Annotated in this window: 12 protein-coding genes and 2 pseudogenes; 3 read left to right on the top strand and 11 right to left on the bottom strand. The window is 31.0% G+C overall.

All coding sequences use genetic code 11. The annotated features are described in order from the left end of the window. Positions 1-7: 7 nt before the first annotated feature. Both ABLV90_RS05065 and ABLV90_RS05060 read right to left on the bottom strand, forming a co-directional pair. Positions 8-322, bottom strand: coding sequence for a PTS sugar transporter subunit IIB (locus tag ABLV90_RS05065; RefSeq protein WP_065337227.1), 315 nt, complete (start codon positions 320-322; stop codon positions 8-10). A 211-nt stretch (positions 323-533) separates the two neighbouring features. Continuing rightward, on the bottom strand, positions 534-773 hold the full coding sequence (locus ABLV90_RS05060) for a hypothetical protein (protein WP_069816645.1): 240 nt from the start codon (positions 771-773) through the stop codon (positions 534-536). Positions 774-1,086: 313 nt separating this feature from the next. Here ABLV90_RS05060 and ABLV90_RS05055 point away from each other — a divergent pair, with 313 nt between their 5' ends. After that, positions 1,087-1,692, top strand: a complete 606-nt coding sequence (locus ABLV90_RS05055) for a hypothetical protein (protein WP_069816644.1) — start codon at positions 1,087-1,089, stop codon at positions 1,690-1,692. Positions 1,693-1,767: 75 nt separating this feature from the next. Here ABLV90_RS05055 and ABLV90_RS05050 read toward each other — a convergent pair whose 3' ends face one another. Continuing rightward, positions 1,768-3,069 (bottom strand): peptidoglycan recognition protein family protein, encoded by a 1,302-nt coding sequence (locus ABLV90_RS05050; protein ID WP_069816643.1) that lies wholly within the window; start codon positions 3,067-3,069, stop codon positions 1,768-1,770. 217 nt (positions 3,070-3,286) lie between these two features. Beyond that, positions 3,287-3,475 carry a hypothetical protein gene (locus ABLV90_RS05045; protein ID WP_065337215.1) on the bottom strand — a complete coding sequence of 63 codons (189 nt, stop codon included), beginning with the start codon at positions 3,473-3,475 and terminating at the stop codon, positions 3,287-3,289. Between the two features lie 444 nt (positions 3,476-3,919). Between ABLV90_RS05045 and ABLV90_RS05040 the strand changes: the two are divergent. Beyond that, positions 3,920-4,980: pseudogene (locus ABLV90_RS05040) on the top strand (type I restriction endonuclease). A 79-nt stretch (positions 4,981-5,059) separates the two neighbouring features. Here ABLV90_RS05040 and rpsR read toward each other — a convergent pair. Genes rpsR through rpsF form a run of 3 tightly spaced genes read right to left on the bottom strand, consistent with a single transcriptional unit; the run spans position 5,060 to position 6,218 of the window. Continuing rightward, on the bottom strand, positions 5,060-5,302 hold the full coding sequence (gene rpsR / locus ABLV90_RS05035) for a 30S ribosomal protein S18 (protein ID WP_002506086.1): 243 nt from the start codon (positions 5,300-5,302) through the stop codon (positions 5,060-5,062). Positions 5,303-5,353: 51 nt separating this feature from the next. Next, positions 5,354-5,893 (bottom strand): single-stranded DNA-binding protein, encoded by a 540-nt coding sequence (gene ssb, locus ABLV90_RS05030; RefSeq protein ID WP_069816640.1) that lies wholly within the window; start codon positions 5,891-5,893, stop codon positions 5,354-5,356. A 19-nt stretch (positions 5,894-5,912) separates the two neighbouring features. Then, positions 5,913-6,218 (bottom strand): 30S ribosomal protein S6, encoded by a 306-nt coding sequence (gene rpsF / locus ABLV90_RS05025; RefSeq protein WP_002511967.1) that lies wholly within the window; start codon positions 6,216-6,218, stop codon positions 5,913-5,915. 404 nt (positions 6,219-6,622) lie between these two features. Between rpsF and ABLV90_RS05020 the strand changes: the two are divergent. Next, a pseudogene (locus ABLV90_RS05020) lies at positions 6,623-7,418 on the top strand (GH25 family lysozyme). 980 nt (positions 7,419-8,398) lie between these two features. On the opposite strand, the gene ychF reads toward ABLV90_RS05020, so the two are convergent. From ychF to ABLV90_RS05000, 4 genes are all read right to left on the bottom strand, one after another. Continuing rightward, on the bottom strand, positions 8,399-9,496 hold the full coding sequence (gene ychF, locus ABLV90_RS05015) for a redox-regulated ATPase YchF (RefSeq protein WP_427708301.1): 1,098 nt from the start codon (positions 9,494-9,496) through the stop codon (positions 8,399-8,401). Then, positions 9,496-9,711 carry a DUF951 domain-containing protein gene (locus tag ABLV90_RS05010; protein ID WP_002506091.1) on the bottom strand — a complete coding sequence of 72 codons (216 nt, stop codon included), beginning with the start codon at positions 9,709-9,711 and terminating at the stop codon, positions 9,496-9,498. Before ABLV90_RS05010 ends, ychF begins: the two co-directional genes overlap by 1 nt. A gap of 21 nt (positions 9,712-9,732) precedes the next feature. Next, positions 9,733-10,617, bottom strand: coding sequence for a mechanosensitive ion channel family protein (locus ABLV90_RS05005; protein WP_285324075.1), 885 nt, complete (start codon positions 10,615-10,617; stop codon positions 9,733-9,735). Between the two features lie 1,302 nt (positions 10,618-11,919). Further along, positions 11,920-12,288, bottom strand: coding sequence for a Na-translocating system protein MpsC family protein (locus tag ABLV90_RS05000; protein WP_002506093.1), 369 nt, complete (start codon positions 12,286-12,288; stop codon positions 11,920-11,922). Between the last annotated feature and the right edge of the window lie 4 nt (positions 12,289-12,292).

Here is a 12,292-nt window from a genome sequence, read left to right as displayed (position 1 = left end):
GGTTTCACTACTTTCCTATTAAATTTAGTGATTGCTTTAATACGCCATCACCATCAATACGCCCATATGCAACAGTATCAATAATATCAATAGGAATTTCGATATCGTTTTCTTTAGCGTATTTTTCAAATTTTCGCTTCATGAATCTCATTTGCGGACCAATTAATAACACGTCATAGTTATCTAATTTTGAAAAAGCATTATCACTTGATACTGCTTCAATGTTAACTTCAATATCAGCACTTTCTGCTGCCTCTTTCATCTTGGTAACTAATAAACTTGTAGACATCCCTGCGGAACATGATAATAAAATATTCTTCATATAAATCATCCCTTCTGTTTGTTTATCAAACTATACTATGTATGCGCTTACACATTAATGGACATTTTTTCCTTTACTATAGGAAAATGAGTTTAATCGGAGTATGAAGATAATATTATCTCGCTATTTATCTAACTTTAAAGAATAAAAGTATTATAAAAAACGCCTTACTATCTATGATAGTAAGGCGTTTAAAAATTTAAGTTTTTCATTATTTTATTTTTTTCAAAAGAAAGGATGCTAAAGCACTGATAATTGTCACCCAAAATAAGATACCACATACGATAGCGTTGCTCCCGCTTATTGTGATTCCCGCATTAAAATTTCCGTTAGGATCACTTTCTATGTAAAAATTAATCCCAAATACAAATACCAAGGTAATAAAAGATAATATACCAACTACATCAAACAATAATTTAACATAAGGATACTTAATATTTTTAGCTATCATGTGACCACTCCTTCTTTAATTATTAAAAACATTTGACTGCTTCTAAAACAAAGAGTAACTAAGAGATTATTCTTTATAATAACTATAGGCACACTTTGTATACATAGAACCTCATATAACTGTCATTTTAGCATTTCTGCAGTCTACAACATTTAGATAGTTGTACTTTAAATCAAAAAAGAGGTTACTCAAACAATAAAGGTGTAGTACAATAGAGTTAATTAATTATATATGATGTTAGTAGCTATAAAAATATAAATTAACGAAAATATTTTTAATAAGTATTGCAAACTTTAAATTAGAGGAGACTGTAATGGAAAAGAAAAAGAAAAACGGTTGTTTTGGTTGCCTAGGGTGCTTAGGACTCATCATTCTATTGATACTACTCATTAGTGGATGTAGTGCACTATTTGATTCAAATGATAATAACGAAAACAAGAAAAATGACGAACCAAAAAGTTCTACAAAGAATGAAAAGTCTAAGAATAATGATACTGAGAAAGATAAAAAACCTAAAAACAATGACGTGAACACTTCAAATGAAACTGATGATACTTCAAATCAAAACAATTCTAATCAAGAACAAACTACTTATGAAGAAACAAACGATACAGAAGATACAACTTCAGAATATAATCAAGATGAATCTACAAACACTGATAACTCTAATTATAATACAGACCAAAACCAGTCATCTAACAATAGTGGTCAAAGTAATGAAATAAACAGTGCCTCTCAAAATGATGAAACTAATTCAAAATCAAATACCACGTCACCTTCAACCGAGGTAACTGAAAGTAACAACAACTCTAGTTCTTCAGACATCGATGTAGCTAAGCCTGGAGAAATAACATCTGATATGCCGGGTTATGACCCATCAAAAGATAGAGATAAAGATGGCATAATTAATGAAAAATAAATAAAAACGCTCTATAGTATTTGTTACTATAGAGCGTTTTATTTAAATGTATATGTTCGCATGAACGTTACATGCCTATTTTATTTTTAAAATTTGTCCTGTTTTAATGCTATTTGAGTCTAGATTATTATCAGATTTGATTTTACTTACTGTTGTATCTTGTTTCTTAGCGATACTATACAATGTATCACCTTTTTCAACAGTATATGTTTTAACTAAGTAGAGTGTTTGCCCTTTACTGATATTATTCGTTTCAAGATTATTCCATTTTTTGAGATCTTCAATACTCACTTTGCTTCTTTTAGAAATATTATATAGAGTGTCACCTTCGACTACTTTATGTGTATCACCTGAAATACTGTCATCGTTACTATCAGGGTCCGTCAATTTCAATGTTTGACCGATGGATAATGTATTATCGTTTAAGTCATTCCATTTTTTAATATTATCAATTGTTACGCCACTTCTCTTAGATATACTATACAATGTATCGCCTTTAACTACTTTATAAGTAGAACCTGTAATGGCATCGTCATCTTCGCCACCTAATTCTTTATAGTGTTTCTGAACTAAACTATAAAATTGATTCATGTTATAGCCCCATTGGTTAAAATAACCTACAGGATCAGTATGGTTTGTCCCACCCCAATATTGACTAACTGCATTATGACTAATAATTGTTCCAGTTCCTTGATTGTTATCTGCAAGTGAAGGTTGTAGTCCGTTTTGTTTTAGCATTTTAGCAGTTAAATAAGCTTGGTTGTTCACAGATTTAGCAAAACCATCAAACGTGTTAGATCTTGTTAATTCTATTTGATAAAAATATGGGTTAGCATTCGCTCCGGCGCCCCATGCTAAATAGTCGCTTGGTGCCGTTTGTATAATTTTGTCACTACCTGCGTATGCGTGAACAAAGGCATTATTGTAGTTATTATACATGTAATTTACTTCACCATCGATTGTACTATTAGGGTTTGCAGTTTCGTGAATAACGACACCGATGAATTTCCCTGATTTATAATTATATTTTGGTAAATTATTCATACGAGAATCTTGCACTATTTCTGCAGGTTGTATGTTGTTATTGTCTATGTATGTATTAACGTCTTGGTACGCTCTATTTGCAAATGTACTCATTTCTACTGAATTATGTTCTGCAACTTTATCATGTAGCTTCAAATCCCCTGGTGTTAACTGATCTTTCAAAGCCTGTGGACTCATTTTTTGTGCTTTTTCAAAATCTATTGCCTTACTTGTATTTTCATTTTTAGTTTCTTCTGTATTCTTATTAGCATTATCTTCTTGTGCGGTTGCAACTGTACTACTTAACAATAAACTCGTTGCTAATACTAATGACAAACTAATCCTGTACTTCATAAAAAACATCTCCCATTTCAAATTTTTAAAAACACGACACTATATAAACATCCATTCCTTGCACAACACCTTATTGTCTCATCTTATAATATTATAAGATTATTTACAAAACATAGTTTTATTTTATGCTATTATTTTAAATATTTTTATATAAGCATAATCATTATTTTGATTTTTGCACAAAAAAGCTACTACCTCAAAAGGCAGTAGCTCATATTCAAATATCCATAACCACACTAGATAAAATAGCAACCAATGCGACTACAAGTACCAATACTAAAAGTGAATCAATTCGTTTTTGGTTACGTTCATTCATAGGTTTTCTAAATTCTTTTAATGCGAAAAATCCTGTAATTAATACAATGACTAAACACAATAAATGAAATACCAACGCTAATACTTCCATTATCATCACTCCAAACTTGAAATAATTAAGTTTGTTGCTTTAAATCTTCTTTTATTTAGGCTTTTCATGTACAAAGCCTTCCCGATTAGATATGTTACGATTTATATTTCACAGTTACAAAAAACAAAGATTAATTTATATTCTTTTTATTCAATTACCCCTTTTTCGACGATTAGAAACAAATATCAATCGTTCATCTAGCATATGTAATAATATTTTTATAAAGTATGCCTTTTCTTTTACCTTCTCAAAACAATTATTTCTATTTTAGAATACAAGCAACATATAAAGTTAATTAATAATCATTCCTATAAAATTGATTTGAGTGTATAATTAACTTATAAGTATCATATTTCTATCAAGTGTATTTTTGTTCTATTGTATAAAATAAGGAGTTTACCAACCTATATTTAGGTAGCTCACAATTTTTTAGGAGATGGTTAAATGAAAGAGTTCACTCAAAAGATAGAAGATCTTCAAAAAAGAGTTTCTAATTTAAAAGATAATATTAAAACTGAAGAAGCTACTAAGAACGCTTTAATTTTACCCTTTTTTCAGTTACTAGGTTATGATGTTTTTAATCCAATGGAATTCACACCTGAATTTATAGGCGATGTCGGTATTAAAAAAGGCGAAAAAGTTGATTATGCAATTATAACTGATGACTCTCCCTCTATATTAATAGAATGCAAATCTATTAATGAAAAATTGAATAACCATGATTCGCAGTTATTCAGATATTTCGGTACTAGTACTTCTAAATTCGGAATTTTAACAAATGGGATTGAATATAGGTTTTACACTGATTTAGAAATCCCAAATAAAATGGATACCAAGCCTTTTTTAGTAGTAAATATTGAAAAATTGAAAGAAAATAGTATTAAAGAACTATTTAAATTTAAGAAGGAAAATTTTGATATTGATAATATCTCAAGTTCTGCTTATGAGCTTAAATATATGAATTTAATTAAATCATTTTTCGAAAAACAATTAGAAGAACCTAAAGAGGATTTTGTTAAATATTTATTAACTGAAGTGTATGAAGGTGTTAAAACAAAAACAATTATTGATAAGTTTACTCCAACTGTAAAAAATACTTTGAATATATTTATCAATGAAAAAGTAACTGATCGCTTAAATGCGGCATTAAATTCTAGTTCTTCTAATAAAATTACAATTGAAGAAAACGAAGAAGAAGAAATCAAACCTATTAAAAAAGATGATATTATAACAACACAAGAAGAGCTCGAATCATATTCAATGACTAAAGTAATTGCTTCAGAAATTACAGACGCTGAGCGTATTTTTTTAGAGATAATAGAAGTTACTTCAATATACTGTTAGATAATAATATAAGAAAATGGATTATGAGAATTTATATAACTAACACTAAATCAGAATTTGTTTTAAATGATGATGATAAAACAATTATAAAATTTGATAAACCTTTAGATATTCTAAAGTACAAAGAATCCATTGTAAAAGTTGTTGAAAAATTCTTATAGAATTACTTAAAATTCAATATAAAACCACAAAAATAACCCCGTAAGCCTAAGCTTACGGGGTTTTCAGATACAATATCTATTATTGTTCTTCTTTAACATATGGTAATAATGCCATATGACGAGAACGTTTAATAGCTAATGTCAACATACGTTGATATTTAGCTGAAGTACCTGTTACACGACGTGGTAAAATTTTACCGCGTTCTGAGATAAAACGTTTTAATAAGTCTGTGTCTTTATAGTCGATGTGTGTAATTCCGTTTGCTGTGAAATAACAAACTTTTTTACGACGACGTCCGCCTCTTCTTGGTCCACCTGCCATGGTAACTGCCTCCCTTTTTATGATATTTTCTTATTTATATACGCTATATAATTAGAATGGTAAGTCATCATCACTAATATCAATTGGTCCGTTTGCATTTGCAAATGGATTATCCGATTGGTTATTGTTGTTTGATGAATTGTTGTTATTATTATTATTGTTGTTTTGGTTTTGGTTATTGTTTTGATAAGATGACGTATTTTGACCTGATTGTTGTCCGCCAAAGTTTTGGAAATTGTTATTTCCTTCTTGGGCATGACGTTGATTTTGATTTTTAGGTTCAAGGAATTGAACACTATCACAAACCACTTCAGTTACAAAAATACGACGTCCTTCTTGGTTTTCGTAGCTACGTGATTGAATGCGACCGTCAACGCCGGCTAAACTACCTTTGAATAAGTAGTTATTCACATTATCTGCTTGTTTTCTAAAAACAACACAGTTAATGAAATCTGCTTCGCGTTCCCCTTGCGCATTTGTAAACGTACGGTTTACTGCTAGAGTAAAAGTCGCAACACTCACGCCTGAGGGTGTTGTTCTATATTCTGGATCTTTCGTTAAACGACCGACTAAAACAACTCTATTTATCATTTAAACGAACCCCCAATTATTATTTTTTAGTCTTATCTTCGTCTGCACGAATTACGATATAACGGATGATATCATCGTTGATTTTAGCTAAACGTTGGAATTCATCAGTAGCTTCATTGTCTTCAGCTTGGATACGTACTAAGTTGTAATAACCTTCACTGAAATCATTAATTTCATAAGCTAAACGACGTTTACCCCAATCTTTAACTTCTAAAGCCTCTGATCCGTTAGAAGATAAAATACCGTTGAAACGTTCAACAACAGCTTTTTTAGCATCTTCTTCAATGTTCGGACGAACGATGTACATAACTTCATATGTTCTCATTTATAATTGCACCTCCTTGTGGTCTATGCGGCTCATCATCATATGTGATAAGCAAGGAATAATTTTCATTACTCACAATCAAGAATTATAGCACAGCGCATTACATTTTACAATGGTTATTACACTGCTATAATCTAAAATTTATCAAAATGTTTCATATGAAACATGCTGTACAGTCACAATAAAATGCCTTTCAAAAGTTTCTTGCAAAACGCTTTATGCTGACTTTCATTTTTTAAATTCTAAATAAAATTAATCTTAATAAAAAATTGATTCCATAAAATATATGGTTGCTAAATCTTTTTAATTCTAATAGCATACAATCTGAGTTCGTTTTTTATAATTATAACCTTATTTAGCACCTAGCATTTTCAAAATATTAATTACATACAAAGGAGCATATTATGGTTTCAGTAATCAAAAAAGGTTTAGTCACTGCAAGTGTATTATTTGCATCAACGTTAGCAATGAACGCAAGCACACGCCGCTGGAGATACATCAAACCAAAAAGGAACGATGGGGTATGGCTATCAACAATACATTGAAAAACACCCTGAAAAATCATCCAAACAAAGTTCAAATGAGGTACAGTCTGAAGCAAGCACAACACAATCTGGCGAACGTGTTCTAGATATTTCAGAATGGCAAGGTGACTTAACAGAACAAGAAGTTATAGACCTTAAAGCTAATTACGACTTCATCATTATTCGTGCTCAATATGGTTCTGAAAAAGTGGATGCATCATTAGAACACAATTCAGCTTTATTAGACAAACACGATTTGGACTTTGGCGTATATTCTTATAGTATGTATGAAAATCCTGAAGATGCACGCTACGAAGCGCAAACGTTATACAACCGTGCACCTAAAGCTAGCTTTTACATCAATGACTTTGAACAAGATACAGTCACTTCGGGTACTACAGAAGAAAGTACATCTGCATGGTATGATGAAATGAAAAGTTTAGGCGGCAACAAGAAAGTATTATTCTATTCATATGAAAATTTCATGAAGGAACATGCTTCAGAATCTGTCGGTGAATATGATGGTTATTGGATTGCCAATTACAATCCTGATCAACCCGCTAGTGAACACGTTTTATGGCAATATACTGATAGTTACGCATCACCAGAATTAGACCAAAATGTCGATGCAAACTATACTGGCCCAGGTGTCGATACATCATGGTTTACATCTTAAATTCATATACTTTCAAAATATATGAGGATCATTTAAATAACGTCAACGATTTGGGCCGCGACTCCTGGCTCTTTAATAAAGCACTAGTCGAAGATTACAGGTTGAGGCTGTGCCCGTGGAAATAATGCACAAATAAATGACAACAAAGGCAAAGAATTTGTTGGCACTCAAGGACAATCTCTATTACAGGGATTGTCTTTTTTAAAATGTTAACATCGTATGCCATAATTTTATGGTAAGAAAAAAGGCCAAACAACACGATTGGTTGTCCGGCCTCTTATATATTTATATTCAACGTTATAAGTCGTTAAATATAAATGTATTTTGATTGGGTGTTAAAGAATCATAATCTTTAATTAGGGTACTTCTAGGTAATTTTATACTGGTAAGATGCTTGATACTAAGTCTAATACTGTTTGTAATAATTCGCCTAACATAGTAACGCCTCCTAATTCTAAACATCGAATGTTGTTATTCTAACTGTTTAATTTAAGTGACACTTAAAATATAAATGTTACACAAAATACCTCGTATTATTTAAGTAATGCTTTAAAAATTAGTTCGACAATATTTTCTATCATAATCGAGCCCCTCCCATCACATAAACCTACTCACTGTATTTTTACTATTCAACTTGATCAAGGATTAATCCAAGAATTTGTTCAACTAGATCTGCTAACATATGATGCACCCCCTTGAAGTGTCTAAATACAGACTAACATAAAATAATTTTCAATAAAATCATTTTGTGGAGGAAAATAATATTTTTACTAAAAGTTAACTTTAATTTTACATAACATAATTATTTAATGCACAACTGAATTGATTGCATTTATATTTACTGAATAGTCCATCGCCCCGTTCTTTATTTTACATTTATACAATTGTGTAAAATTCCACATAAATACACATTGTAGTTTTAGCTAAAATAAAAAAGCCTTCTCATCACTATTCTGTAATGAGAAGGCTCCGTGCTTATCTTACACGTTAAATCTAAAGTGTACGACGTCGCCATCTTTCATAATATATTCTTTACCTTCTAAACGCTGTTTCCCAGCATCTTTGGCACCATTTTCACCATTGAATTCAACGTAATCATCGTAGCTTGTTACTTCGGCACGGATAAAACCACGCTCAAAGTCTGTATGAATAATACCCGCACACTGTGGCGCTGTCATACCAGAGATGAACGTCCATGCACGTACTTCTTGAACACCTGCAGTAAAGTAAGTTGCTAAACCAAGTAAGTCGTATGTTGTACGAATTAAACGATCTAAACCAGGCTCTTCAATACCTAAGTCTTCTAAGAACATTTCTCTATCTTCATCTTCAAGCGTTGCAATTTCTTCTTCGATCTTAGCGCTAATTACGATAACTTCTGAATCTTCTTTGCTCGCATACTCACGAATTAATTTAACTTTTTCATTATCTTCATCGCCAATTTCATCTTCGCCCACGTTTGCAATATATAACATTTCTTTAGAAGTTAATAACTGTGCTTGATTCACAAATTTTTGATCGTCGTCATTAAATTCAAGGCTACGAACAGGATTTCCTTCTTCTAATACTTCCTTAATTCTTGCTAAAATGCGTGCTTCATTCACTGCATCTTTATCTTTTTGTTTCGCCATTTTTTCGGCTTTTGGCAAACGTTTTTCAACAGATTCTAAATCTGCCAATACTAATTCCATATTAATTACTTCGATATCATCAACTGGGTCTACGCGTCCTGAAACGTGTGTCACATTATCATCGTCAAATGCACGTACCACTTGGCAAATTGCATCTACTTCTCGAATATGTGATAAGAATTTATTACCAAGTCCTTCACCTTTAGAAGCCCCTTTAACGATTCCGGCGATATCTGTGAATTCAAATGTTGTTGGAATTGTTTTCTTTGGTTGTACCATTTCTGTTAATTTATCTAATCTGCTGTCTGGTACTTCTACGATACCTACGTTAGGATCGATTGTCGCGAAAGGATAATTCGCTGCCAGTGCACCTGCTTTTGTGATTGCATTGAAAAGTGTAGACTTACCTACGTTGGGCAAACCAACTATACCTGCTGTTAAAGCCATTATTCATTCTCCTTATTTTCAGTATCTTGATGAGACACTAAGATTTTTTTTAGTTTTTTATTAAAAGTTTGTCTTGGGATCATAATACTTCTTTGACAGTTTTCACATTTTATTCGGATGTCTGCACCTACACGAATGATTTTAAAACAATTCGTGCCACATGCATGTTGTTTTTTCATCTCTACAATATCATTTAAACCGTAATTTGATGTCATTCTGTCACACCTCCGAACATCTTATGCATTATTTTGTTGATTCGCATCGTATTGCACCATCATAGGTTTCGGTATTTGAATCTCATGCTGTTTAAATACTTTTAAAATCTCTTTTCTTAAAATACGTGCACCTGAAAATCCTTCTCCAGGTATCGTTTCAGCAGAAATCCACAATGTAATTTCATCTCTTGTAATGGAATTAATACCAACCACTTCTGGATTTGATATAAATAAGTAATATTTAGAACGCATTGTTTCAAAATGTTCGACTAATATCTCTTCTACTTTATCTATATCTTCTTCTACGGAAACTGGTATTTCTACCATTGACTCACCATTCGTTACTGAATAGTTTGTAATTTCACCAACACTACCATTAGGTAATGTTGTTAACTCACCTGTAATCGTATTAATTCGCATCGAACGCAAACCAATGGACTGTACTGTGCCTTCTGCAACGGTAGTACCACTACTATTGATTTTAACATAATCTCCTACATCAAATTGATTTTCAAAAATAATGAAGAAACCTGTGATAATATCTTTAACAATTGTTTGTGCGCCGAAACCAACTGCTAAACCAACAACACCAGCACTGGCAATAATGCCTCCAACGCTTATACCAAACTTACTTAAAATTGTAGTCAATACTATAAACCATACCACATATGCTACTACGTTTTGAACTAATGCTATTAAAGTTTTGGAACGTTTTTTATTCGCTTTTTTACCTCTATTTTGTATTTTAAAGAATTGTGCTATCGCTTTATTTATGAAACGTAGGACAATCCAAGCCACAATGATATAAACAAAAATCATAATAACATTCGATATCAACGTTTGATATGTCTCTGGCTTCGTTAACGGTTCAATTAACGAATAAAGGATACTTTTAATTTGATCCAACTACACTTCCTCCTTAGTCATACTCTATACCATTCTATTATAAGCAATTTTTCTATGAAATAAATCCAACTTCAGCTTTAATTTCATAAGCTATTTTATAATTAAGAACTATCTGAGTATATCCTTACAAATACATAACTATTTTCTCTCATTAAAATAATTATAGACTTATATAGTTTATTAAAAATGTATCTAGAAGGATAGTTTTAAACCTTATTCTGTAATTAAGATTTAAAATGAGGCGTTTAATGAAGCTTTATATCAATCATCACTAGATTCACGGAATATTTCTACAAATAGACTAGTGTCGCATAGATTGAAATTTTATTATTAATTTAACTTTTATGTATACCTTTAATCTTATTCTTAGGCGTAAGATAGCCTAAATAACTTAAAAAATGGCAAAAGAAAAAGAACCATAATTAAAAATTATGATTCTTTAACACCCAATTTAAAATTATACTACCAAATACTCACAAAATTCAAGTGTTTTTTAAGTTTTTTGTATAAATTTTTAAACAAGTCATATTCACTACCTCTCAAATGTATGTAGTACTATTTAAACATATTAAAAATTAATCAACATCTTTTTATAATATTTAAAATACAACTAAATTTATATAAAATTACAATAAATTTAACATATTAACACTTACGCATTAAATTTAGACACTTGGGGAATTTCCACCAAATTTAAATGTATTTATTATAATATTCAGATAAAGGGGGTGCATACAATGTTAGCAACTCTAGTAGAACAAATCCTAAACTTAGTATTAGACCAAGTAGAATAGTAATTACAAGATAGCATTTATGAAGGAGGGAATTGAAATGATCGAAAACATCGTTGAACTCATCTTCAAATCACTTTTAAAATAATCCTCGTAAATTTAGATTGAGACAATTTTACACTTTGTATAACGTCTTGAACTATGAGATTACATAACTTTTATAAGGAGGGGTATTATGCTAGGAGATATCGTACAAACAATTTTAGATTTAGTATCAAGTATTTTACCATTATAAGAACAAAACGTTAACGCTTAAGAACTCTAATTAAAGATTATGATTCTTTAACACCCAAATATATATATATATGATGATAGTCATTTTTAAGTAAACGGTTCTTCTGAATTCCTATAATTAACAAGCACTTACTGAGCCTTACATCGGTAAGTGCTTGTTTTGCCAAAAATACTTTAATTACAATATTAAAAAGCCTAATCAACTTCTATTCGGAAATTGATTAGGCTTTTTAAAATTCTAGAATTTAATTTTCATTAATAAATACTGTGAATTTTTCTATTCAGCAATTTGTTTTTCAAGGTCATTATGAAGTTTAAAAATCATCACACGTTCACCTGTACGAGAACTTAAATCAGTATGAAAGCCTTTGACTTCTTCACCAGTAATGGATAATACAATGTCATCGAGTGCTTCAATACCTGATTCCACGAGTTTTGAGCGTGTTCTTTTAATTGTTACTAGCCCTTCGTTCGTTTCACAAACTTTATACTCTGCTTGTGTTAATACACCTTGTAAACTCACAATAATCATATCGCGCAATATATCTGTTTTTACAGAAAGAGAGCCACGGCCAAGGAAGTCTTTTTCCCATTGTGTAATTGCTTTGCTGATTTCAGACTCGTAAGTGCCTTTGGTTGTTTTCATTTAG

The organism is Staphylococcus sp. 2S1, from assembly GCF_046721335.1.
Taxonomy (GTDB): Bacteria; Bacillota; Bacilli; order Staphylococcales; family Staphylococcaceae; genus Staphylococcus; species Staphylococcus equorum_A.
Note: the sequence above shows the minus strand (reverse complement) of the source record. Positions and strands in the feature narration are given on the sequence as shown.